The organism is Corynebacterium doosanense CAU 212 = DSM 45436 (assembly GCF_000767055.1).
GTDB classification, from domain to species: domain Bacteria; phylum Actinomycetota; class Actinomycetes; order Mycobacteriales; family Mycobacteriaceae; genus Corynebacterium; species Corynebacterium doosanense.
Map to the genome: position 1 here is coordinate 763,474 of NZ_CP006764.1, position 24,026 is coordinate 787,499.

Consider the following 24,026-nt stretch of genomic DNA (forward strand, 5'->3'; position numbering starts at 1 on the left):
ACCACGATTGAGAACGCAGACAATGAGTTCACCCGCCACCACCGGTGCCCCGAGCAGGGACGACACGTCCCATCACACGCGGCTCTGGGACACGAAACTCCTGCTTGCCCTCGCCGTGGTCCTTGCACTTCTGGTCGCGTCCCTTCTCACGGGGCAGTACGACCTCTCCAGCCCCGATGGCCGGGAGATGTTCTTCATCACCCGCGTGCCCCGCACCGTCTCGCTCGTGCTCGCCGGCGCGGCGATGGCGATGTCCGGGCTGGTGATGCAGATGCTCACCCAGAACCGTTTTGTCGAACCGACCACCACCGGAACCACCGAATGGGCCGGGCTGGGCCTGCTGTTTGTCATCTACTTCGTTCCCACCGCATCGATCCTCGACCGCATGATCGGCGCGGTGCTGTTCGCCTTTGTGGGAACGATGGTGTTTTTCTTCTTCCTGCGCCGGGTCTCGCTGCGCTCCTCGCTGGTGGTGCCCATCATCGGCATCATGCTGGGCGCGGTCGTCGGCGCGGTGTCGACGTTCTTCGCCCTGCAGACCAACATGCTCCAGCAGCTGGGCGTGTGGTTCGCGGGCTCCTTCACCAGCGCGACGCAGGGACAGTACGAGGTCCTCTGGATCGTCGTCGTCGTGGTGGTCGCGGTGTTCTTCTTCGCCGACCGGCTCACGGTCGCCGGCCTGGGGGAGGAGTTCGCCACCAACGTCGGGGTGAACTACAACCGCATGGTGCTGATCGGTACCTCGCTCATCGCCGTGGCGACGGGCGTGGTCACCGTCGTCGTGGGCTCGCTGCCGTTTCTCGGTCTCATCGTCCCCAACGTCGTCTCCATGATCCGCGGGGATGACCTGCGCTCCAACCTGCCCTGGGTCTGTGTGCTCGGGGTGGGGATCGTCACTATGTGTGATCTCATCGGCAGGCTCATCATCGCGCCGTTCGAGATGCCCGTCTCGGTGATTTTGGGTGTCGTCGGCGCCGTGGTCTTTGTCTTCCTCATCGTCAGGCAGACACGTAATGGATAGGGGAGAGGCAGTGTCGACGGGAATCGAGGAGATGCCGGCCGCGCGGGCGGCATCTGGCTGGCAGCGGTCGTCGACACGCGACAGTGCGCACCGTAGTGCCGGAGCCTTCCAGTCCCCGCGGGCGGCGCGGAAGTACTGGATCATTCTGCTGGCGATGCTCGCGGTCGGAGTAGCCGCCACCTTCGGACTGCTCTGGTACGGAAATCCGATGCCGCTGGGGACCGATCAGTTCTGGCTCATCGCTGAGCGGCGGATGAATTCCGTCATCGCCATGGCCGTGGTGGCGTTGTGCCAGGCCGTGGCAACGGTCGCGTTCCATACGGTGACCAACAACCGCATCATCACCCCGTCGATCATGGGGTTTGATGCGCTGTACACGGTGATTCACACGTCGACGATCTACTTCTTCGGCGTCGCCGGCATCATCGGCGCCCGCACCACCACGACGTTTGTCCTGCAGGTCGTGGTCATGGTGGCGCTGTCGCTGGTGCTGTACTCCTGGCTGCTGACCGGCAAACAGGCCAACATGCACGCGATGCTGCTGGTCGGCATCGTCATCGGCGGCGGGCTGGGGTCGCTGTCGACCTTCATGCAGCGCATGCTCACGCCGAGCGAGTTCGACATCCTCAGCGCGCGGCTGTTCAGCTCCGTGAACAACGCGGACCCAGACTATTACCCCATCGCCATTCCCCTCTGCCTCACGGCGGTGACGCTGCTCTACCTGAACTCCCGGAACCTCAACCTCGTGGCACTGGGCAGTGAGACGTCGGTCAACCTCGGCCTCGGGCATCGTTTCCACAGCATCTACACGCTGGTGCTGGTCAGCATCCTCATGGCGGTGTCCACCGCGCTGGTGGGGCCGATGACGTTCCTCGGGTTCCTCGTGGCCACGCTGGCCTATCAGTTCGCGGACACCTACGACCACCGCTACCTGTTCCCCATGGCCGCAGCGGCGGCGTTTGTCGTGCTCACGGCCGCCTACTTCGTCATGAACCACGTCTTCTACGCGCAGGGAGTCGTCTCCATCATCATCGAGCTCGTGGGTGGCCTGGTGTTCCTGTACGTCATTCTCCGAAAGGGTCGCCTGTGATCACGCTGAGCAATGTCCGCAAGGCCTACGACAACGACGTCGCCATTGGGCCCGTCAACCTGGAGATTCCCTCGGGCGGCATCACGTCCCTGGTCGGGCCCAACGGCGCGGGCAAGTCCACGCTGCTCACCATGATCGGCCGGCTGCTGACCGTCGATGAGGGGGAGATCCACGTGGCGCAGCACGACGTGTCCGCCACCAAGTCCGCGGACTTGGCCAAGATCGTCTCCATCCTGCGCCAGGAGAACCACTTCATCACCAAACTCACCGTGCGCCAGCTCGTGGGGTTCGGCCGTTTCCCCTATTCAAAGGGCCGGCTGACCAAGGAGGACGAGGCGATCATCTCGCGCTACATCGACTTCCTGAACCTCACGGAGCTGGAGAACCGGTACCTGGACCAGCTCTCGGGTGGACAGCGACAGCGCGCGTACGTGGCCATGGTGCTCAGCCAGGAGACGGATTACGTGCTTCTCGACGAGCCCCTCAACAACCTCGACATCGCCCACTCTGTGCAGATGATGAAACACCTTGCCGACGCCGCCCGCGAGTTCGGCCGCACCATCATCATCGTCCTGCACGACATCAACTTCGCGGCCCGCTACTCCGACTACATCTGCGCGGTGAAGGACGGGAAGATCGAGGCCTTCGGAACGCCGGCCGAGGTGATGCAGGATGAGCTCCTGACCGACATCTTCAACACCGAGGTGCGCGTCATCGAAGGGCCCGACGGTTTGCTGGCTTGTTACCACTGACCAGCGGTTAAAGATGCGTATCGACGTCCGATTTGCGCTTGCACGCCGCGTCCCTTAAAGTAGATCAAGTCGCCACGAACGGTAGCCGAGAGGTTACAGGCGGGTGACAAGAAAGAAATTACATACCGAACTTGACTCCGGTTGAGTGAGTATGTAACTTCGAACAGGCCCTTTCAAGCGGTTTCGGAGAGACGAAATCGTAAGAATCGTGCCAGTGTTGTGTGAGAACTCGATAGTGTGCCAATGTACTTTATTTGTTTTTTCTACCACGGCATCATCTCCGTTTTTGTGGGGTGGTGTGGGGTGGGTGCATGGCGTGTGGTTGACCTTTTTGTTCGTGGGTTGCCCCACCGGCTGATGTTGTCCCTTCTGTCACGGGGTTTGGTTGGTGGTTGGTGATACATGGATGGTTGATCATGTTCTGTGATGCGCCTGTCACCTCTGGTCTGCGTTTGTGGGCTGGGGTGTGGTGTAGCGGTTCGTGTGGGGGTTTGTCTCGTCGATTCATCCCTGCGTGGATTGTGGGCGTGGATCATGTTTGGTGGTTCATGTTTGTTTTTTGATTGTTTTTTGTCAGTTGTTTGGACTCTTTGATGCGTCTGAATGTTTCTGCATTCTTTTGTGGAGAGTTTGATCCTGGCTCAGGATGAACGCTGGCGGCGTGCTTAACACATGCAAGTCGAACGATGATGCCTAGCTTGCTGGGTGGATTAGTGGCGAACGGGTGAGTAACACGTGGGTGATCTGCCTCGTACTTCGGGATAAGCCTGGGAAACTGGGTCTAATACCGGATAGGACTGCATCGTAAGGGTGTGGTGGAAAGTTTTTTCGGTACGAGATGAGCCTGCGGCCTATCAGCTTGTTGGTGGGGTAATGGCCTACCAAGGCGTCGACGGGTATCCGGCCTGAGAGGGTGTACGGACACATTGGGACTGAGATACGGCCCAGACTCCTACGGGAGGCAGCAGTGGGGAATATTGCACAATGGGCGAAAGCCTGATGCAGCGACGCCGCGTGGGGGATGACGGCCTTCGGGTTGTAAACTCCTTTCGTCAGGGACGAAGCCCTTCGGGGTGACGGTACCTGGATAAGAAGCACCGGCTAACTACGTGCCAGCAGCCGCGGTAATACGTAGGGTGCGAGCGTTGTCCGGAATTACTGGGCGTAAAGAGCTCGTAGGTGGTTTGTCGCGTCGTCTGTGAAATTCCGGGGCTCAACTCCGGATGGGCAGGCGATACGGGCATAACTTGAGTGCTGTAGGGGAGACTGGAATTCCTGGTGTAGCGGTGAAATGCGCAGATATCAGGAGGAACACCGATGGCGAAGGCAGGTCTCTGGGCAGTTACTGACGCTGAGGAGCGAAAGCATGGGTAGCGAACAGGATTAGATACCCTGGTAGTCCATGCCGTAAACGGTGGGCGCTAGGTGTAGGGGGCTTCCACGTCTTCTGTGCCGTAGCTAACGCATTAAGCGCCCCGCCTGGGGAGTACGGCCGCAAGGCTAAAACTCAAAGGAATTGACGGGGGCCCGCACAAGCGGCGGAGCATGTGGATTAATTCGATGCAACGCGAAGAACCTTACCTGGGCTTGACATACACCGGACCGGGCCAGAGATGGTCTTTCCCTTTGTGGTCGGTGTACAGGTGGTGCATGGTTGTCGTCAGCTCGTGTCGTGAGATGTTGGGTTAAGTCCCGCAACGAGCGCAACCCTTGTCTTATGTTGCCAGCACGTGATGGTGGGGACTCATGAGAGACTGCCGGGGTTAACTCGGAGGAAGGTGGGGATGACGTCAAATCATCATGCCCCTTATGTCCAGGGCTTCACACATGCTACAATGGTCGGTACAACAGGTTGCGATGCAGTGATGTTCAGCTAATCCTTAAAGCCGGCCTTAGTTCGGATTGGGGTCTGCAACTCGACCCCATGAAGTCGGAGTCGCTAGTAATCGTAGATCAGCAACGCTGCGGTGAATACGTTCCCGGGCCTTGTACACACCGCCCGTCACGTCATGAAAGTTGGTAACACCCGAAGCCCATGGCCCAACCAGTTTACTGGGGGGAGTGGTCGAAGGTGGGATCGGCGATTGGGACGAAGTCGTAACAAGGTAGCCGTACCGGAAGGTGCGGCTGGATCACCTCCTTTCTAAGGAGATTTTTGGAATAGTTTTTTCCCCATGGGTCGGGTAGTTTCCCGGCTGGTGTGGGGTGTGGTTGAGGTTGCCGAGTGTGCACCTGCCACAGGTTTTATCTGGCAGTGGAAGCTTCACGAACGGTTCTGACCGTGTGTGGTGTGCCTGCCCTGGGTGGTGTGAGGAAACAAGTAGTTTGATCGGTGCGTTGGCATGCTGTCGGGTGTCTGGGACAACACGTTTTGTGTTCCCGTGGACCATGACTGGTGGATGATCATCATTGTGCAGGCGTTTGTCGTCTGTGGGTGGTTGTGTGCTGGTGTGGTGTGTTGTGTGAGAACTGTATAGTGGACGCGAGCATTTCATTGATTGGCACCTGCCACCTGAGGGTGGTGGGTGTGGTTGGTGTGTGTTTTTTCTGTTCTTTTGTGTTTTTTGTGTGTGTTTGCCCGAACAGTTTGTGTTTGTTCGTTAAGGGCGCATGGTGGATGCCTTGGCATGCTGAGCCGATGAAGGACGTGTGAGGCTGCGTTATGCCTCGGGGAGTTGCCAACTGAGCGTTGATCCGAGGATGTCCGAATGGGGAAACCCGGCACCTGTTATGGGGTGTCACCGTTCCATGAATTCATAGTGGTTCGGGGGTTACGCGGGGAAGTGAAACATCTCAGTACCCGTAGGAAGAGAAAATAACAATGATTCCGCTAGTAGCGGCGAGCGAACGTGGATCAGGCTAAACCGCGTGTGTGTGATACCTGGGTAGGGGTTGCATGCGTGGTGTTGTGGGGAGCATTGTTCACCGGTTACCCGACGGTGTGCCCTTTTTTTGCGCGTGGTTAGTGGAAGTGGTCTGGGATGGCCCACGAAACAGGGTGAGAGTCCCGTACATGAAGGCCAGGTGTGGGGGGTTGGTGTTTACCCGAGTAGCAGCGGGCTCGTGGAATCTGCTGTGAATCTGCCGGGACCACCCGGTAAGCCTAAATACTCAGTGTGACCGATAGCGGATTAGTACCGTGAGGGAATGGTGAAAAGTACCCCGGGAGGGGAGTGAAATAGTTCCTGAAACCATGTGCTTACAATCCGTCAGAGCACCTCTTGTGTGTGATGGCGTGCCTTTTGAAGAATGAGCCTGCGAGTCAGCGGCATGTCGCGAGGTTAACCCGTTGTGGGGTAGTCGTAGCGAAAGCGAATACTAATTAGTGTGTTTGAGTGGCATGTCCTGGACCCGAAGCGGAGTGATCTACCCATGGCCAGTGTGAAGCAGCTGTAAGAGGTTGTGGAGGCGCGAACCCACTTAGGTTGAAAACTGAGGGGATGAGTTGTGGGTAGGGGTGAAAGGCCAATCAAACTCCGTGATAGCTGGTTCTCCCCGAAATGCATTTAGGTGCAGCGTCGTATGAGCTTGCCGGAGGTAGAGCTACTGGTTGATTGAGCGGGACTACCATCTTAGCAATGTCAGCCAAACTCCGAATGCCGGTGTAAGTGTTGTACGGCAGTGAGACTGTGGGGGATAAGCTTCATGGTCGAGAGGGAAACAGCCCAGATCGCCGGCTAAGGCCCCTAAGGGTGTACTAAGTGGAAAAGGATGTGTGATCGCGAAGACAGCCAGGAGGTTGGCTTAGAAGCAGCCACCCTTGAAAGAGTGCGTAATAGCTCACTGGTCGAGTGGTTGTGCGCCGACAATGTAGTGGGGCTCAAGTACACCGCCGAAGCCGCGGCATCACACCAAAGGTGTGATGGGTAGGGGAGCGTCGTGCATGGGGTGAAGCCTGACCGTGAGGGCGGGTGGACTGTGTGCGAGTGAGAATGCAGGCATGAGTAACGAGTGTAAGGTGAGAATCCTTACCGCCGGATGACTAAGGGTTCCTGGGTCAAGTTCGTCTTCCCAGGGTGAGTCGGGGCCTAAGGCGAGGCCGACAGGCGTAGTCGATGGATAACGGGTTGATATTCCCGTACCCGTATGTGTGCGACCATGGTGAATCGGGGATACTAACCACCCATAATCACCGCCAAGCCCCGCCTTCGGGTGGGGCAGGTGGTGTGCGTGCGTGGGGCCTGATCCGGTAGTAGCCAAGTGATGGGGTGACGCAGGAGGGTAGCCGAGCCACTTAGTGGATTGTGGTGCAAGCGTGCAGGCCGGTGTGTAGGTAAAGCCGCACACCATCAAGGCTGAGGCGTGATGCGTAGGACCTAGTGTCTGATGTTGGTGATCCCGTGCTGTCGAGAAAAGCCTCTAGCGATGTGCACATATGGCCCGTACCCGAAACCGACACAGGTAGTCAGGTAGAGAATACTAAGGCGGTCGGGTGAACTGTGGTTAAGGAACTCGGCAAAATGACCCCGTAACTTCGGGAGAAGGGGTGCCATTGCTGGTGACAGTCTTGACGGCTGGTAGCTGGTGGTGGTCGCAGAGAATAGAGGGAAGCGACTGTTTATCAAAAACACAGGTCCGTGCGAAAACGTTGAAGTTGATGTATACGGACTGACGCCTGCCCGGTGCTGGAAGGTTAAGAGGACCGGTTAGGACACCCTTGTGGTGTTCGAAGCTGAGAATTTAAGCCCCAGTAAACGGCGGTGGTAACTATAACCATCCTAAGGTAGCGAAATTCCTTGTCGGGTAAGTTCCGACCTGCACGAATGGCGTAACGACTTCCCTGCTGTCTCAACCACAGGCCCGGTGAAATTGCAGTACGAGTAAAGATGCTCGTTTCGCGCGGCAGGACGAAAAGACCCCGGGACCTTCACTATAGCTTGGTATTGGTGTTCGGTTCGGTTTGTGTAGGATAGGTGGGAGACTGTGAGATCATCACGCCAGTGGTGGTGGAGTCGTTGTTGAAATACCACTCTGATCGGATTGGATACCTGAACCTTGGCCCATGATCTGGGTTGGGGACAGTGCCTGGTGGGTAGTTTAACTGGGGCGGTTGCCTCCCAAAATGTAACGGAGGCGCCCAAAGGTTCCCTCAGCCTGGTTGGCAATCAGGTGTTGAGTGTAAGTGCACAAGGGAGCTTGACTGCGAGACGTACAGGTCGAGCAGGGACGAAAGTCGGGACTAGTGATCCGGCACCTACTAGTGGATGTGGTGTCGCTCAACGGATAAAAGGTACCCCGGGGATAACAGGCTGATCTTCCCCAAGAGTCCATATCGACGGGATGGTTTGGCACCTCGATGTCGGCTCGTCGCATCCTGGGGCTGGAGTAGGTCCCAAGGGTTGGGCTGTTCGCCCATTAAAGCGGCACGCGAGCTGGGTTCAGAACGTCGTGAGACAGTTCGGTCTCTATCCGCCGCGCGCGTGGAAACTTGAAGAAGGCTGTCCCTAGTACGAGAGGACCGGGACGGACGTACCTCTAGTGTGCCAGTTGTTCCGCCAGGGGCATTGCTGGTTGGCTACGTACGGAAGGGATAACCGCTGAAAGCATCTAAGCGGGAAGCCTGTTCTGAGATGAGGTTTCTTTTGAGGTCCCCTATAGATGATGGGGTTGATAGGCCAGATCTGGACGTGGGGTAACCCATGGAGGTGACTGGTACTAATGCACCGACTTCAAACACAACAAACGATTATGCCCACCACGTGGTGGTGGGTGGTTCTGCTGCACGCACTGAGATTCCCAAGTAAATGGGAACAGAAGAAAATTATATGCTCGCGTTCATTATGCAGTGTCTGACACGACACACGTGTGGTTCATGGTGACCACCCCCTTTGGGGTGGTGTTCCATGTGTGTGTCGGTGGTTGATAGCGGCAGGGAAACGCCCGGTCCCGTTCCGAACCCGGAAGCTAAGCCTGCCCGCGCTGATGGTACTGCACCCGGGAGGGTGTGGGAGAGTAAGTTGCCGCCGACCTAAAACAACAACAACTACATAAAAGTGTGAGGGCCTGTGGGCCACCCCAGAGAGGATGAGAATCTTCGGGGGTGGGCCACAGGCCCTTCACCCATGCCCGAATGCCGTTGCGCCTCAGAGGCGAAACGTCCGGAAGTCGTGGGTGAAGGGGTCCCGGAAGCTGAGCTGCGTGGCGCTCAGGCGTAGCGGCCTGTGGAAGTCCTCCTGCGCTGCGGGCAGGGGAGCGGGATAGGCGTTGTCGCCGAGGATGGGCGCCCCGGCGAGGTGCATGTGCAGGCGGAGCTGGTGGGTCTTCCCGGTCTGCGGGCTCAGCACGTACCGCGCGAGCGGTGGCTGGCTGCCGTGGTGGGATTCGAGGAGACGGTGTTCGTCGTCGCCAAGCGGAACCACACAGACAGCAGAACGGGGCCGCCTCCAGAGGAGGCGGCCCCGTTCGAGGTTCTGAGGGGGTTTAGAGAACCAGCAGGTTGTTCTGCGTGGCCTTGACGTCATCGAGTCGACGGCGCTCGCGTTCGAGTCGATCCCACTCGGACTGAGGGATGGACCTGCGGGCGATGTCCACCACATCCTGGTCCGGGGTGCCCCAGCCGATCGGCATCGGGGTCACCTCCTGCCAGTGGTGTTGCTCCCTCGTGTCCCGCCGGCCCAGCACTGCGGCCGCGGGCACCTTCATGCCCACTTTCGGGTTCTTGATCCCCGGGATGTGGGTGATGTTGCGCAGCGCCAGGCCCCAACGGGGAGCTGCGTCGGGATCGACGTTGGTGTTCACCAGCGCCAGCAGCATGAAGTCCCGTTCGTTGACCTCCGCGATGACGGCGGGGACGAGCGGGTAGGCGTCGTAGAGCGGCTGAACTTTTTTGAACCTCTTTGCCACCACGAGACCGACCACCGCGAACGTGATGCCCAGCGCGATGGCAACGAGGAGGATCATCAGCCCCCACACCGCCCGGTGGGCCAGGAAGAAGTAGGCGAGTGCGCCGGCGATGACCACCAGCACTCCCAGTCCGATGCCGCCGGCGCGGACGCGGCGGGTGTCGCGGATCATCTCGTTGTGTTTTCGGGCGAAGGGCTCGTCGACGTCGAACTTGAAGATCTTCATTGCGGCAACTCTACTGGAGCTGATCGATGTCCGAAGCGTCGACGATGCGGTAGGCGTACCCCTGCTCGGCGAGGAAGCGCTGCCGGTGGGCGGCATATTCGGTGTCGAGGGAGTCCCGGGACACGAGGGTGTAGAAGTGCGCCTGGCTCCCGGACGCCTTGGGACGTAGCAACCGGCCGAGGCGCTGCGCCTCCTCCTGTCGGGATCCGAAGGTGCCGGAGATCTGGATGGCCACGCCCGCCTCGGGGAGGTCGATGGAGAAGTTGGCCACCTTGGACACCACCAGGACCTTGGTGTCGCCGGAGCGGAAGGAATCGAACGCCTCCTCGCGTGCGCGGGTGGTGGAGGAGCCGTCGATAAGCGGCGCCCCGATGTGGGCGGCGATATCCTCCAGCTGCTCGATGTACGCGCCGATGACGAGGATCTGCTCGCCCTCGTGGCGTGTGAGGAGCTTATCGACGACGCGGTGCTTGCTCACCGACGTCGCCGCGACGCGGTACCGGTCGCGGGTCTCGGCGGTGGCGTAGACCATGCGTTCCGCGTCGGTCATGGTGGTGCGCACCTCGACGCATTCGGCGGTGGCGATGTAGCCGGCCATCTCGAGTTCTTTCCAGGGGGCGTCGTAACGCTTGGGGCCGATGAGGGAGAAGACGTCTTCCTCGCGGCCGTCCTCACGCACGAGGGTGGCGGTCAGGCCCAGGCGCCGGCGCGACTGCAGGTCCGAGGTCATGCGGAAGACCGGGGCGGGCAGGAGGTGGACCTCGTCGTAGATGATGAGGCCCCAGTCGCGGGAATCGAAAAGTTCGAGGGCCCGGTATTCACCCTTCGTCTTGCGGGTGACCACCTGGTATGTGGCGATGGTGACCGGCTTGATCTCCTTGCGTTCGCCGGAGTAGTCGCCGATCTCCTCGGCAGTGAGGGTGGTGCGGCGGATGAGCTCGTCGCGCCATTGCCGGCCGGCCACCGTGTTGGTCACCAGGATGAGCGTGGTGGCCTGTGCCCTGGCCATCGCTGCCGCGCCGACGATGGTCTTGCCCGCGCCGCAGGGGAGGACCACCACGCCGGATCCGCCCTCCCAGAAAGAGTCCGCCGCGTACTGCTGGTAGTCGCGCATGCTCCAGTCGGTGTTCTCGGTGGACAGGGCGATGGGGTGCGCCTCGCCGTCGACGTAACCCGCGAGGTCCTCGGCGGGCCAGGAGACCTTGATGAGTTCCTGCTTGAGCCGGCCGCGGGCGGAGGGGAAGACGATGATGGTGCGGTCATCGATACGCTCACCGAGCATGTCCCGGAGTTTCTTGTGGCGCACGAGCTCTTCGAGCACGGGTTTCTCGTCCGTCTCCAGCACGAGTCCGTGCGCAGGATGTTTGAGGATTCGCACGCGGCCGTAGCGGCCCATGGTCTCCGCGACGTCGATGAGCAGGGCCTGCGGCACCGGGAAACGTGAGTAACGCTCCAGCACGTCCACGGCCTGCTCGGCGTCGTGGCCGGCGGCGCGGGCGTTCCAGAGCGCCAGCGGGGTGATGCGGTACGTGTGCACGTGCTCCGGGGCGCGCTCGAGCTCGGCGAAGGGGGCCAGCGCGGCGCGGGCCTCGGCGGCCGACGGGTGGTCGACCTCGAGGAGCACGGTCTTGTCCGACTGGACGATCAGGGGGCCATCACCAAAAGTCATAAGGCCCGCAAGTTTACGCCGGACGTGCGCGCAGAGCCTTCATCCAGGTGAGCTTCCGACCGTTGTTGAGGATGGACGCCCGGTAGATGCGGGCGACCAGCCATATGGTCAGCGCGGTGACGACCGCCATGAGGAGCATGGACAGTCCGAACTCGCCGAGGCTCATGTTGCCCGCGGCGTACTGCAGAGGGGCCGTGCTGATGGAGAACGGCGGGATCCACGCCATGACCTGCATCCACGTCGCGTCGACGCTGGTCCAGCCGAACAGCGGCACGTACATGACGGCGAAGACGACCAACATGATGGGAAGCTGCGTGGACTGCAGGTCCTCGGTGCGCTGCACCATCGCCCCGGCCGCGGCGTAGAGCGATCCGAAGAACACCATGCCCAGGACAAACGACACCAGCAGAATCGGCAGGATCGCCCAGGAGAACTCGATCCCCTCCACCAACCCCGACGCCGAGAGTGTGATCGCCCCGGCGGCCAGCCAGATCGTCGTGCATACAAATCCGAAGATGACGTTGCCGATGATCTTGCCCGCCAGGAAGTCCATCGGACGGACCGTGGAGAGAATGAGTTCCACGACCCGCGAGGACTTCTCCTCGGTGACCCGGGAGCCGATGGTGGCCGCGAAGGAGATGATGGAAAACACCAGGATCATGGTGCCGGCGAGCGCGGCCAGCACGCTGGCGGTCTCGCCCTCGGGGGCTGCGCCGTCGTCGGAGATGTCCACCGGGGTGACGTCCGTGGAGCCCAGCGCCGCCGCGAAGTCGCCCGGCGTCACGCCCACGGCCTCCAGTGCGTGGGTGGTCTCGTAGGTGGAGACGGCCTGGGAGGCCAGGGAGCTTATCGACGCCGATGCCGACCCGTCCGTGAGCAGCTCCCAGCCGTTCTCCCCGGGCACGAGGGCCGCGTCAGCGTCATCGTCGCGCAGGGCGGATTCGGCCTCGCCGCGGTCCGCCACCTGCGAGACCTCGGCGCCCGTGCCCTCAAGGACGGCGGGTTCGGTGGCGGCGATGCGGGGAGCGGCGGCGTCCTCGCCTCTGTCGCTGAAATATGCCAGGGCACCGATGCCGCCGACGATGACCAGCAGGGTGATGGCCAGCGAGATGATCATCCCCTTGTTCTTGGCGGCCACCGCGATCTCGCGTTTGGCTACCGTGGTGATCGTGTTCGTGGAGGAATAGCTCATCGCTGCACCACTTCCTGGAAGATGTCGTCGAGGTTGGGGACCTGGCGGGAGAAGGAATGGACGGGCCCGGCCGCCAGCGCGGCGTGGAGGATCTCCTGGTCGCGATCGGTGGAGTCGGCCTCCAGCACGACTCGGTTGGGGAGGACGTCGATTAGTGATGTCCCCTCGGGGTACCAGTCGCGCGCGGTGGTGTGAACCTCGTAGCGCACGGGGCCGCCGGAGCGCAGCTCGTCGACGGTGCCCTCGGCGATCATCGAGCCGTGGGAGACGATGCCGACGCGGTCGCAGAGGCGCTGGACCAGGTCGAGCTGGTGGGAGGAGAACACCACCGGGACCCCGGTGCGGGCCTTCTCCACGAGCATGTCGCTCATGACACTCACGGCGACGGGGTCGAGGCCGGAGAAGGGTTCGTCGAGGATGAGCAGCTCCGGGTCGTGGATGAGCGAGGCCGCGAGCTGGACACGCTGCTGGTTGCCCAGGGAGAGGTCGGAGAGTTTGTCGCCGATGCGCTCGGTGAGACCCAGGCGCTCGAGCAGATCCTCCGCGGACTTCTTCGCGGCCGGGGCCGTCATGCCGTGGAGGCGACCGAGGAAGGCCAGCTGGTCGCCGATCTTCTCCTTGTTGTACAGGCCGCGCTCCTCGGGCATGTAGCCGATGCGGCGGCGGAGGTCGTCGTTGAGCGGGGTGTCGCCGAGGCGGACCTCGCCGGAATCGGCGCTGAGCACGCCGAGGGCGATGCGCATGGTGGTGGATTTCCCGGCACCGTTGGAGCCGACGAATCCGTACATCTCGCCCTCGCGGACAGAAAAGGTCATGTCGGTCAGGGCGCGTGTGTCGCCGAAGGTCTTGTTCAGGTGGTCAATGTGCAGCGCAGGCATTAGTCCTCCGTCGGGCGGTTGAAGGTGAGGGCGAAACCCACCGCCGGAAGGGTGCTCACGGCGAGGTAGGTGAAGAGGAGATAGATGCCGGTCGCGGTGGCAAAGATCGCGGTACGGATCTGCTCACCCATGATCGTGCCGATGAGGATTGAAGCTACGGCGCCGACGATGAGCAGGGCGTTGAGTAGCGTCAGCGCCCGCGAGCGCCACTGGTCAAGTACCTGGTTCTCGTAGTCGTCGCGCGCGTGGCGCGGTGCCATGTCCTTGGCACCGATGGTGTTGCGCAGCATGGTCCAGGATCCCATTGCGCAGGCCATGGCGACCAGGAGCGGCCACATGAAGTGGAAGGAGAGGAAGATCCCGATCTCCATGAGGAGGCTCAGGGCGAGAAAGAAGAAGTAGGCGATGACCAGGGCGCGGGTGCGCTCCGGGGTGCGCCACCGCTCCGCCCAGCGGGGCGTGGGTGCTTCGTCGATGGTGTGCCAGAGTCGATGTTGCAGATTGGTCATGCTCGTGCTCCTTTGGCGTGGAGTTCGGTGGACATCGGCAGAAACTCCGTGCGCGAGAAGACCGCCTCGACCGGCAGGTCAAAGACCTCGCAGATGCGGAAGGCCAGGTCGAGGCTGGGGGAGTGGTCACCGCGCTCGAGTGCGCCGATGGTCTGGGGGTTGACGTCGATGAGTTCGGCGAGCTGCGCACGTGACATGTCCCGTTCGACGCGCAGCACGCGGACCCGATTATGGATCGGGTTTTTGGGAAGTTTCTTTGGGGACATGCGACAAAGTGTTGCATAAACCCAAGGATCTGTCTAGTTCAGGGAAACACTGGTGATCCGGTGGACCAGGAAACGGTGCACCTGACCGGTGCTTTCGTCGATGGCATCGACCTGCCCGCCCGAGACGGTCAGCGGCTTCACGGTCGCGCTCAGCGCCCGTCCGGCCTTGTCCACGGCGGCGATGGTGACGGGTCGGCGGGCCCTGGCCGCGGCCTGCAGGACGGCCACGTGATCGTCCGGCTCGTCGGCGGGTTCCGTAGATCCCGAGCTCTCGTTGCGGCGGATGGCGGCGACGGCGGCAGCGATCCGGCTGTCGTCCACTGTGGGAGCAGCGCGTTGAGTTCTGCCGCGGGGCGAGGAGAACACACGCGCCGGTTCCGGGCGCACGTCCACCGAGATACCGGCGTCGTCCTCGGCCACGGGCTGGAATCCCGCCCGGCGCAGCACGTCCATGACCGCGGCCAGCCGGCGCGGCGAGATCGCGACCGTCGGTGCCAGCGCACGCAACTGCGCCTCCACCGCGGCGGGGGAACGCAGGACCTCCGCGAGTACGGACTCGTCGGTGCAGCGCAGGTAGCTCAGGGCCACACCCCCGCGCAGGGTGCCGTGCCGCCGGGCCACGTCCGCGACCAGGTAACCCACTGCCTGGGGAACCTCCCCGAGAGCGTGGCCCTCGAGCCAGCCGGTGACATCCTCCGGCGAGCGCCCTGCGTCGAGGGCCCGGCGGACGGAGGCCTCGGTGACTCGGTACATGCTGGCCAGGCCGGGGGTCTCCAGCTCGGCGAAGAGCTCCAGCTCCTGCTGCAGCCGCGCCGGCAGCGGGCCGGGGGCCATGACGGTCATGTCCGCCTGCACGATGACCTGGCTGACCTCGCCGGGGGCGTGCTCCCGGGCGGCGTCAGCGGTGTCCTCGCCAGCGAGCAGCGCGCGCAGCACCGAGGTGGCCGAGCCGCGGACCAGGACGCCGATCTCGCGGGCCTCGGCACACAGCGCCGAAATCTCCGCGTCACTCGGCGCCTCGGTGAACAGCGGCGCGGTGAAACGGGTGTCGGAAATCGCCTCCTCGTCGCCCAGGCTCGCCCCGAGCGGCAGGCGGGAGAACTGTTCCAACACGTGGCGACGCCGGGCGGGAAGGGCCTCGACGCGGAGCTCGCCCGAAAGCGGCCGGCCCTCGTGCCAGTGGGCCCAGGTGCTGGTTAACCAGCCGTCGATAAGCAGTGCCCACCTGTCGGGGAGGCTCGACTCCAGCCAGGCGTCGGCCTCCCGGGTGGGGGCGAGGTAGTTGGCGTCGGCGTCGAGGGGCTCGGGGACGTGCGCCGCCAGGCCCATCCCGAGCAGGCCGGCGGCCTCACCGAGGGAGACGAGCAGTGCCGCCTCGCGGGTGTCGGTGTTCAGGGCCTTCGCCAGGGTGGAGGTCAACCGGGCGGAGGGGCGGCCGTCCTTGTTCAGCGCCGCGGGCTGGGCGCCGAGGTGCTCGACGAGCCGCGCTACTCGACGGGTGAATTCCAGGCCCTGGGCGGCGCCGGACGCGTCTGTGCGCTCCTGCGCCTGCAGGTCAGGCGCCGCGTCGTGATCCGTGGGAGTCAGCGGGACGCGGGCAGGCTGCTGTCCGCGCAGGATCTGGGCGACGACCCTGGGCAGGCGGACATGCTGCGCGTCGACCCGCTCGAGCAGGCCGACGGAGATGAGGCGGGGGATGGGACGGGCGGGATCGGCGTCGATGGCGGCGTCGCGGCTGTGGCCGACCCCTCCCGCGCTGGCCAGGGTCAGCAGGACCCGGCGGTGGTCCTCGGGGAGTTCCGCGACGGCGGCGGCCACGTCTCCCGCCGGCCGGGCATCCAGCAGACTCCATCCGGTGGGCAGCGCGGGCATTGCCTCCGTGAGCAGCTGAAGATCGCCGTAGAAAATACCGTGGTCATAGAGCGTATCGACGGCCCGTTCCACCATCCGCCGATCCACCGGGACCCCCAGCCGGGAAACCACAGAGTCGACGACCGCTACCCGATCCACCGGGGTGAGCTCGGCCCCGAGGTCGGCCGCCACCTCCATGACGGCAAGGTCCAGCGCGGACAGGCGACGAAGCGCCCGGGCCACGGAGGCGCGCAGCTGGAGGCGCCCGGCCAGCGGGATTATCCCCGGCGGGGGCGGCAGCACGGTGTCGGGCCGGGAACGCAGGAGGGTGGCCAGGTGGGCGTCGTCTAGCGAAGCCAGCCAGCGGCGGTAGGAATCGGAACTCATCGTGGGGGAGAGTCTAACCCCGGTGAGGTTACGTTTTGCTGCGAGGTTTGGTTGAATGGGGGACATGGCTAACGTTGAAAAGCATGGCGGTCGCGCGGATAACCCGGCCTGGCCCACGAACGTCCCCGAAGGGTTCCACCCCGTCTCCGAGACGCTGTCGCGCACCGTCGGTGCCGCCAGCCCCTACGGCGATGACCTGGAGCTCCCGATTCCCCCGGAGAAGCTCGGTTACGTCCACCCGTACACGCGCATCAACCGCTAAGGGCTGATACCCAGAGCGAAAGGGCGGGGCCATCAGGAAAACTCCTGGTGGCCCCGCCCTTGTGTGTTACCGGGTGTGCGTCAACCTAGCGGTTGGCCATGGCCAGAGCCTGGTCGATGACGCCACGGTTCGCGGTGTAGAACGCGTTGACGTCGTGACGGTTCGCCTCGTACGCGGTCTTCACCTCGGCGGGGATGGCAATGCCGTACTGGCCGAGGGTGTCGGCGACGACGTTGTACAGGGCGTCGACGGCAAGATCGTCGGACGCGGCGGCCTGGATGATCTGGGCGACCGGAGCGGGTGCCGGGGTGGCAGCGGGCGCGGTGCGCTGCGTCGGGGCCGAGTTCAGGCCGAGGCGGGCGGAGCAGGCGGGCCATGCGCCCCAGCCCTGGCCGGCAAGGGTGCGCTCGCCGACGACGATCTGCTCCTCGCGGGTCGCGAGGTTGGCGGTGGGGGCGAACTCCTGGCCGCCGTATGCGGACCAGGTGGAGGGGGAGAACTGCAGGCCGCCCTGGTAGCCGTTACCGGTGTTGATGGCCCAGTTTCCGCCGGCCTCACACTGTGCCAGGCGGTCCCAGTCGGAGTCCGGTGCCGCGGAGGCGATCGGAGCGGCCAGGAGCGCTGCGCCGGCACCGAGTGCGGCTGTCGAAGCGACGAGCTTGGTGCGGGTGGATGCGGTCTTGCGGTTGTGACGGCCCATGAGGGGTTCCTTTCAGTCAATCGCCCGCCTACGCGGGGGAGCGGGCGGCAGGAGGATCCCGCGTCAGCGGGGGTAGTTCTCCTGCGCTGTGCCGCCGTTCCGGGTTCTCCCGGGCCGACGGTTGCTCACCACGTCCCTGTCCGCGCGATATGAATGTGTTCTTGTGTCGTTTTCTTGGGGGTACGTGCACTTGAACTTGCAGATCCAGCCGGCGCGAGAGGAGATGTCCCGGACAGGGTTCGGTGCGGACAGTCCGACACCGGCTGGTCTAAGTGCTCGCGGATGACCCTAACGGTTTATAACGAAATAGTCACGCTACGGACACGGCGCGGCGACACCATGAGTCACACGTGCACCGTGCGAGCCGGACCTACCGCCGTGAACAGGCGAAACGTTGAGAGTGATCTATGTCACGATTAAAGTTTCTGCCCTCAACGGCCTTTAGGGGAGAGGGCGAAGTGCGGCGTATAGTGGAGCCTTATATTTGCGGCATTTTCATGCGCGTGAGCGAACGAACGAGGAAGTGGTGGTCTCCATGCCGATCGGCAAAGTGAAGTGGTACGACGCGGACAAGGGTTTCGGTTTTGTCACCAACCCGGGAGACGAGGATGTCTATGTCAACAAGTCCGTCCTCCCCGACGGGGTCGAGGAGCTTGAGCAGGGCCAGCGCATCGAGTTCGACTTCGCCGCGGGCCGCCGCGGACCGCAGGCCCTGCGGGTGAAGGTGCTTGATTCGCCCAAGCGCCGCTCCACCAGCCAGCGCAAGCCCGACGAGCTGGCCAGCATGCTCTCCGATGTGCTCACCGTCATTGAGACACAGATCCAGCCGCCCCTGGCGAGCGGTCGTTACCCCGACCGCAAGGAGGCCCGCCAAGTGGCGGAGATCCTCCGCGCGGTGGCGAAGGAGCTCGACGCCTAGGACGCGTCCTCGGCGTTCTGGGTCGCCACCGACCACACGGTCGTGTACGGCCCTTCCTCACCTGCGTCGTTGTGACCGATGAGTACGGACTGAATCTCCACCACCACCAGCTTCGGCCGTTCGGCCCGCTCCGCGAGCGGGTCGACCGAGCCCGGGACGGTGAGAGTGTCCGACTCGGACGGGCCGTGGAGCACCTCGTCGTTGGCGGCGACATCGTCGTAGATGAGCACGGCTGACCAGTCGTGGTCGGCGACGTGCTGCGGAACCGTGATGGTGAGGGACTCGTCGTCGCCGACCTCGATGGTCTGCACGTCATTCTCATCCGGCTCGACCCCGGGTTCCGCGACGAGGTAGGGATGGATCTCGTAGTCCCGGTCACCGACCGTGGCGGTGAGCGTGGTGTTCTCCGGCTCCGGGTCGGGCCGGTTGCGCAGCCACGACTGCGCCAGGACAACAACAGCGATGACGACCGCCGCGACAACGACGAGCGCCAGCATCTGGAGCAGGGACTTTCTTCGCGCCTCTTTGCGGGTAGCCATGGCCGACAATCCTACTGCTGCGGGACGAAGCGAACCTCGTAGAGGTCGGGCCACAGCTTTCCTGTGAGGTAGAACCGGTCGGTGCCCGGGATGTGCGCGATGCCGTTGAGCACCGCGTCGGGGTCGTCCGCCGGCCCGTTGTCGGGCACGGCCGAGGCGTCGATGACCCCGGTGACCTCCCCGGTTCGCGCATCGATGCGCACGATGTCCGTGCGGGTGAAGATGTTGGCGTAGATCTCGTCGCCCACACATTCCAGCTCGTTGATCCCGGCGACGGGCCGGCCCTGGAGCGTGACGGGGAACCGTTCCCGCTCCGCGAAGGTCTGGGGGTCGAGGCGCCGGAGCTTGTCCGTGCCGTCGGACATGATGAGCTCGCCGTCGCGCGAGCACAGCCCCCACCCCTCGCCCGTGTAGTTGACACGATCGAGCTCCGCCAGGGTGTCCGCGTCCCGACGAAACGCCACGCCGGACTTCCAGGTCAGCTGCCACACGACGTCGTCGTACCGGGTGAGCCCCTCGCCGAAGAACGTCGGCTCCAGCTGGTGTTCGTCGCTCACCTGCCCGGACGTGGTGGTGCGGTAGATCCGGGACTGGCCGTTGCGACCGGTGCCCACCAGCAGTGTTCCGCCCGGCTCGACCTCGAGCCCCTGGGTGAAGGACGTCGGATCAGCGGGATGCGTGGCGACGATCTCGACACCCAGTCGCTCGACCGTGGAATCAGCCGGCGAACCCTCCGGGGAAGACGACGGGGACGACGATGAAGACGAGGCGCCGGCAGGCCCCGCCGGGGACGCCTCCGCGCAGGAGACGAGCGCGAGTGACAGTGTGGGAGTGAGGATGGCGGCGGAGAGCTTCCGGATGCCCAGTTGTTGACCCATGTAAAACATTCTGCACCATATGCCCCATAATGAAGGGCGTGTCCCAGCCGAAGAAGTCGTCCCCGTCTCGTTCCGCCGGCGGTTCCACTCACCGCCGCGGCAACAACCCGCTGCTGAGCAGGCGGGCGGTCGAGCTGTCCCGGGAAATGCTGGAGCAACTCGGAGACGGAGAGGTCGGGCGCCACATCGGTGTCTCCGGCCTCGAGCGCAACGTGGCCACCCACCGATTCGAGGCGGCCGTGCCGGGCTACCCGGGGTGGGAATGGAACGTCGTCGTCGCCTGCGCCTCGGGGTCGGAGCATGTCACGGTCAACGAGACCGCGCTGGTGCCCGCGCCCTCGGGCAACGCGCTGCAGGCGCCGGAATGGGTCCCCTACTCCGAGCGACTGCTGCCGGGCGACCTCGGCCCCGGAGACCTCATGCCTCCCGCGCCCGATGATCACCGGCTGACGCCCGACCCCGATGAGGCAGGGGTGGAGGCGGCCGAGGGGCGCCGCCACTACCTCACCCGCCGGGGTCTGGACGAGGCCAAGCAGCGCTGGCGCACGGGGGAGTACGGCCCGGGCAGCGAGTTTGCCGAGAAGGCCACCCTGCACTGCCGGACCTGTGCGTTCTACCTGCCCGCCGCCGACCCCGTCGGGGAGAACTTCGGTGTGTGTGCCAACGAGTACTCCGCCGACGGGATCCTGGTCCACGCCACCTACGGATGCGGTGCCCACTCGGAGACCGTGGTGCACGAGACCCCGGCGGCTCAGGACGCCTTTGACGACGAGAGCCCCGTCTTCTGACCCCCTCTCCCCGTTTTGTGTATATCCGCTGGAAGTGCGAAAGTTTATCTCGTTCGTACACCACTATCCGGTACACATGATCAAGGGGAAGTGAACGCCCATGGCCTCGACACGTCAGGCGCAGCCTGCTACCGACTCAGCGCAGTCGCCCTCCGCCGGCTCCGGCTGGGTGGATCGTTACTTCCACGTCTCGGAACGCGGATCCACGGTCAGCGGTGAGGTCCGCGCGGGTGTGGTCACCTTCTTCGCGATGGCCTACATCATCCTGCTCAACCCCCTGATCCTGGGCACCGGCCCCGACTCCGAGGGCACCGTGCTCGGCGTGAGCAACGTCGCCGCCGTGACCGCGTTCGTCGCCGGCGTGATGACGATCCTCTTTGGTGTCATCGCCAAGTACCCCTTCGGCATCGCCGCCGGCCTGGGCCTCAACACCCTCATCGCCGCGACCGCGGTCGGCGGCGAGGGCCTGACCTGGGCAGAGGCCATGGGCCTGGTGGTCATCGAGGGCATCATCATCGTGCTGCTCGCGCTCTCCGGCTTCCGCACCGCGGTGTTCCGGGCCATCCCCTCGTCGATGAAGGCCGCCATGAGCGTCGGCATCGGCGCGTTCATCTCCCTGGTCGGTTTCGTCAGCGGCGGCTTCGTCACCCGCGTGCCCGACGCCGCGCACACCACGGTCCCCGTGGGCCTGGGAATGGGCGGCTCCATCGCCTCCTGGCCCACGTTTGTGTTTGTCTTCGGGCTCATCCTCTGCGGCATCCTCGTCGTGCGCAACGTCCCGGGCGGGCTGTTCATCGGCATCGTCACCACGACGCTGCTGTCTCTGCTGCTCGAGGCCGTGTTCCACATCGGCCCCAGCGTCGACGCCGATGGCGCCCACCCCGGTGGCTGGGGCCTGGCGGTTCCCTCCGCGCCCGAGAGCCTGGGTGGCCTGCCGGATCTGTCCCTGCTGGGCAGCGTGGACCTCATCGGCGCCTTCACCCGCATCGGCGTGCTGGCCACGACCCTGCTGATCTTCACCCTGCTCCTGGCCAACTTCTTCGACGCCATGGGCACGATGACCGGCCTCGGCCGCCAGGCCCGCCTAACGGACGCGGACGGCAACCTGCCTGACATGAAGAAGGCGCTGGTCGTCGAGGGCCTGGGTGCCGTCGCCGGCGGCCTGGGTTCCGCCTCCTCCAACACGGTCTTCGCCGACTCCGCCGCCGGCATCGGCGACGGCGCGCGCACCGGCCTGGCCAACATCGTCACCGGTGTGCTCTTCCTGCTGGCCATGTTCTTCACCCCGCTCTACGAGATCGTGCCCATCGAGGCCGCCAGCCCCGCGCTGGTCATCGTCGGTGCCATGATGATGAGCGGCGTGCGGGACATCGACTGGTCGGACTTCTCCATCGTCCTGCCGGCGTTCCTCACCATCATGGTCATGCCCTTCACCTACTCCATCGCCAACGGCATCGGCGTCGGCTTCATCGCCTTCACCTTCATGTTCGTCGCCGCCGGTCGCATCCGCGACGTCAACTGGCTGATGTGGCTGATCTCCGCCCTCTTCGTTGTCTTCTTCGCCATCGACCCGATCATGAACGCACTCGGTTGACACCCATGCCCCGTATCCCCGTGACCGATCCTTCGGACCCGCGTCTCGACGACGTCCGCAACCTCAACGCCTCGGACAACCGCCCCGACCTCCCCGGAGGAAAGGGCCTGGTCATCGCCGAGGGCCCGCTCGTGGTCTCCCGGCTGGTGGAGTCCCGGTTCCCGTTGCGCTGCCTCGTCGGATTCCCCGCCAAACTGGACAGCTACGACGCCGACCACGGGCTGCCGGACGGGGTGCCCATCTACGAGGTGTCCCGGGAGACACTCGCAGAGGTCGCGGGATTCGACATGCACCGCGGACTGCTCGCCGTGGCGGGCCGGGCCGGGGAGGCGTCGATAAGCGACATTCTCCGCACCGCGCGCACCATCTGCGTCCTGGAGGGGGTCGGGGACCACGAGAACATCGGGGCGATCTTCCGCAACGCGGCGGGGCTCGGCGTCGACGCGGTGCTCTTCGGCGCCGGGTGCGCGGATCCGCTGTACCGGCGGGTCGTGCGTGTCTCCATGGGGCACGTGCTGCGCACGCCGTACGCGCACCTCGAGGGAACGCGGACCACGTGGCAGCGCTCCCTCGATCAGCTGCGCGAGGCCGGATTCCGGCTGGTGTCCATGACCCCCGGCGGCGACACCACCCTCACCGAGGCGATGGCCGGTGCCGATAAGGTGGCCATCCTCATGGGCGGAGAGGGGCCCGGGCTGACCGAGCACGCGATGCGCGCCACCGACGTGCGCGCCGCGATCCCCATGGCGCCCGGCACTGATTCGCTCAACGTGGCCACCAGCGCTGCGGTCGCGTTCTACGAGCGACAGCGCTCGCTGTAGATCAGGGGCGGTCGCTGTGGCGGATGCGCTCGGTGATGCTCTCGCGCATGTCGCCCGCGCGGCGGCGGACGGTGCGGCTCACGCGTCGGAAAGCGGCGCCGGCGGCCTCCGCGAGGCGGACGAACTCGTCGCCCTCGCGCTCGGCGGGCTGGATCTCGTAGTCGTCATAGGCGACGATCTCCACACCCGACGGGGTGAGCTTCTCCTTGCCCACCTTCCGGGGCTCCTCGATCCGCGGCTCCGGGCGACCGTCCACGGCGTAACCCACCACCTGGATGTCCGGCCCCTCGGGGGAGACGTCGACGCCGACCCAGGCGCGTTCCGCCGCCCGGGCGATGTCCCGGGGTTCGAACGGCAGCGAGATTCCGCCGCGTGGTTCGGTGGTTTCCCCGGCCCAGTAGGGGGCCTCGAAGGGCTCGGGCAGGCCGATGTCCTCGGTGAGAAACTCCCGCGTGCCGCTGAGGCAGCGCTTGAGCACCCCGCCGGAGAAGTGGGCGAACCCGCCGAAATCGGAGTCGTCGCCGACCGCGATGACGTAGACGTCCGGGGCCGGGCGCGAGGACAGCATGTCGGGATCCGTCTCCGCGAGCAGACCGATGTCGTCGATCCACGTCTGGACCACGGTCACGCCGGGGTAGCCGCCGATGTAGAACTCACCCGCGGACGCCTGCGAGGAGCGGTTGAGGGGGAACTGCCCGATCGTCGTGATCGGCCAGGAGGGGTTGAGCTGGGCCAGGTACTTGCGGCCGAACCCGCGGTCCGCGCGGGCCTCGGTGGCCAACACCGTGGCAGAATCCAGGGCGGAGACGAACCAGTAGGTGACCACGGCTGAGGTACTCATG

The 24,026-nt window shown here is 64.2% G+C and carries 20 protein-coding genes and 3 rRNA genes; 11 read left to right on the plus strand and 12 right to left on the minus strand.

Features of this window, described 5'->3' with window-relative positions; translation table 11 throughout:
* Positions 1–22 precede the first annotated feature (22 nt).
* From CDOO_RS03815 to rrf, 6 genes are all read left to right on the plus strand, one after another.
* Positions 23–1,021 (plus strand): ABC transporter permease, encoded by a 999-nt coding sequence (locus tag CDOO_RS03815; protein ID WP_018022933.1) that lies wholly within the window; start codon positions 23–25, stop codon positions 1,019–1,021.
* Positions 1,022–1,052: 31 nt separating this feature from the next.
* The gene (locus tag CDOO_RS03820) at positions 1,053–2,111 is read left to right on the plus strand and encodes an iron chelate uptake ABC transporter family permease subunit (protein WP_155861393.1); all 1,059 of its coding nucleotides are present in this window, start codon (positions 1,053–1,055) and stop codon (positions 2,109–2,111) included.
* Positions 2,108–2,863 (plus strand): iron ABC transporter ATP-binding protein, encoded by a 756-nt coding sequence (locus CDOO_RS03825; protein ID WP_018022931.1) that lies wholly within the window; start codon positions 2,108–2,110, stop codon positions 2,861–2,863. The genes CDOO_RS03820 and CDOO_RS03825 overlap by 4 nt, the downstream gene beginning before the upstream one ends.
* A gap of 618 nt (positions 2,864–3,481) precedes the next feature.
* A 16S ribosomal RNA gene (locus CDOO_RS03830) occupies positions 3,482–5,006 on the plus strand.
* Between the two features lie 445 nt (positions 5,007–5,451).
* Positions 5,452–8,543, plus strand: a 23S ribosomal RNA gene (locus tag CDOO_RS03835).
* Between the two features lie 171 nt (positions 8,544–8,714).
* Positions 8,715–8,832 (plus strand): 5S ribosomal RNA (gene rrf, locus CDOO_RS03840).
* Together the 16S, 23S and 5S rRNA genes form the textbook arrangement of a ribosomal RNA operon.
* Positions 8,833–8,946: 114 nt before the next feature.
* Here rrf and CDOO_RS03845 read toward each other — a convergent pair.
* The 8 genes from CDOO_RS03845 to CDOO_RS03880 all read right to left on the minus strand — a co-directional run bounded on the left by CDOO_RS03845 (position 8,947) and on the right by CDOO_RS03880 (position 16,683).
* On the minus strand, positions 8,947–9,222 hold the full coding sequence (locus CDOO_RS03845; protein ID WP_018021994.1) for a pseudouridine synthase family protein: 276 nt from the start codon (positions 9,220–9,222) through the stop codon (positions 8,947–8,949).
* A 61-nt stretch (positions 9,223–9,283) separates the two neighbouring features.
* Positions 9,284–9,931 carry a DUF3239 domain-containing protein gene (locus CDOO_RS03850; protein WP_018021993.1) on the minus strand — a complete coding sequence of 216 codons (648 nt, stop codon included), beginning with the start codon at positions 9,929–9,931 and terminating at the stop codon, positions 9,284–9,286.
* A gap of 10 nt (positions 9,932–9,941) precedes the next feature.
* Entirely contained in the window at positions 9,942–11,600 is a 1,659-nt protein-coding gene (locus tag CDOO_RS03855; protein WP_018021992.1) for a DNA repair helicase XPB, read from the minus strand.
* 13 nt (positions 11,601–11,613) lie between these two features.
* Positions 11,614–12,792, minus strand: coding sequence for an ABC transporter permease (locus CDOO_RS03860; protein WP_018021991.1), 1,179 nt, complete (start codon positions 12,790–12,792; stop codon positions 11,614–11,616).
* Positions 12,789–13,670, minus strand: coding sequence for an ABC transporter ATP-binding protein (locus CDOO_RS03865; RefSeq protein ID WP_018021990.1), 882 nt, complete (start codon positions 13,668–13,670; stop codon positions 12,789–12,791). Before CDOO_RS03865 ends, CDOO_RS03860 begins: the two co-directional genes overlap by 4 nt.
* The gene (locus CDOO_RS03870) at positions 13,670–14,179 is read right to left on the minus strand and encodes a hypothetical protein (RefSeq protein ID WP_018021989.1); all 510 of its coding nucleotides are present in this window, start codon (positions 14,177–14,179) and stop codon (positions 13,670–13,672) included. The genes CDOO_RS03865 and CDOO_RS03870 overlap by 1 nt, the downstream gene beginning before the upstream one ends.
* On the minus strand, positions 14,176–14,445 hold the full coding sequence (locus CDOO_RS03875) for a helix-turn-helix transcriptional regulator (protein WP_026159362.1): 270 nt from the start codon (positions 14,443–14,445) through the stop codon (positions 14,176–14,178). The genes CDOO_RS03870 and CDOO_RS03875 overlap by 4 nt, the downstream gene beginning before the upstream one ends.
* A 33-nt stretch (positions 14,446–14,478) precedes the next feature.
* A complete protein-coding gene (locus CDOO_RS03880) occupies positions 14,479–16,683 on the minus strand; it encodes a helicase-associated domain-containing protein (RefSeq protein ID WP_018021987.1) in 2,205 nt (734 codons plus the stop codon).
* A gap of 64 nt (positions 16,684–16,747) precedes the next feature.
* Between CDOO_RS03880 and CDOO_RS03885 the strand changes: the two genes are divergently transcribed.
* Positions 16,748–16,945, plus strand: coding sequence for a hypothetical protein (locus CDOO_RS03885; RefSeq protein WP_018021986.1), 198 nt, complete (start codon positions 16,748–16,750; stop codon positions 16,943–16,945).
* 85 nt (positions 16,946–17,030) lie between these two features.
* Here CDOO_RS03885 and CDOO_RS03890 read toward each other — a convergent pair whose 3' ends face one another.
* Complete coding sequence (locus tag CDOO_RS03890) at positions 17,031–17,645, minus strand: resuscitation-promoting factor Rpf1 domain-containing protein (protein WP_018021985.1); 615 nt, start codon at positions 17,643–17,645, stop codon at positions 17,031–17,033.
* Between the two features lie 535 nt (positions 17,646–18,180).
* Between CDOO_RS03890 and CDOO_RS03895 the strand changes: the two genes are divergently transcribed.
* Complete coding sequence (locus tag CDOO_RS03895) at positions 18,181–18,564, plus strand: cold-shock protein (protein ID WP_026159361.1); 384 nt, start codon at positions 18,181–18,183, stop codon at positions 18,562–18,564.
* Here CDOO_RS03895 and CDOO_RS03900 read toward each other — a convergent pair.
* Together CDOO_RS03900 and CDOO_RS03905 are read right to left on the minus strand one after the other, a co-directional pair.
* Positions 18,561–19,103: a DUF2771 domain-containing protein gene (locus tag CDOO_RS03900; RefSeq protein ID WP_026159360.1), complete on the minus strand. Its 543-nt coding sequence runs from the start codon at positions 19,101–19,103 to the stop codon at positions 18,561–18,563. The genes CDOO_RS03895 and CDOO_RS03900 overlap by 4 nt on opposite strands.
* An 11-nt stretch (positions 19,104–19,114) precedes the next feature.
* Complete coding sequence (locus tag CDOO_RS03905) at positions 19,115–19,981, minus strand: glutaminyl-peptide cyclotransferase (RefSeq protein WP_018021982.1); 867 nt, start codon at positions 19,979–19,981, stop codon at positions 19,115–19,117.
* A 29-nt stretch (positions 19,982–20,010) separates the two neighbouring features.
* Between CDOO_RS03905 and CDOO_RS03910 the strand changes: the two genes are divergently transcribed.
* The 3 genes from CDOO_RS03910 to CDOO_RS03920 all read left to right on the plus strand — a co-directional run bounded on the left by CDOO_RS03910 (position 20,011) and on the right by CDOO_RS03920 (position 23,184).
* Positions 20,011–20,769, plus strand: coding sequence for a DUF3027 domain-containing protein (locus tag CDOO_RS03910; protein WP_018021981.1), 759 nt, complete (start codon positions 20,011–20,013; stop codon positions 20,767–20,769).
* Between the two features lie 100 nt (positions 20,770–20,869).
* A complete protein-coding gene (locus CDOO_RS03915) occupies positions 20,870–22,363 on the plus strand; it encodes an NCS2 family permease (protein WP_018021980.1) in 1,494 nt (497 codons plus the stop codon).
* Positions 22,364–22,368: 5 nt separating this feature from the next.
* The gene (locus CDOO_RS03920) at positions 22,369–23,184 is read left to right on the plus strand and encodes a TrmH family RNA methyltransferase (protein WP_018021979.1); all 816 of its coding nucleotides are present in this window, start codon (positions 22,369–22,371) and stop codon (positions 23,182–23,184) included.
* A 1-nt stretch (position 23,185) separates the two neighbouring features.
* Here the strand turns inward: CDOO_RS03920 and CDOO_RS03925 are convergent, their stop codons facing one another.
* The gene (locus tag CDOO_RS03925) at positions 23,186–24,025 is read right to left on the minus strand and encodes a DUF6928 family protein (protein WP_026159358.1); all 840 of its coding nucleotides are present in this window, start codon (positions 24,023–24,025) and stop codon (positions 23,186–23,188) included.
* Between the last annotated feature and the right edge of the window lies 1 nt (position 24,026).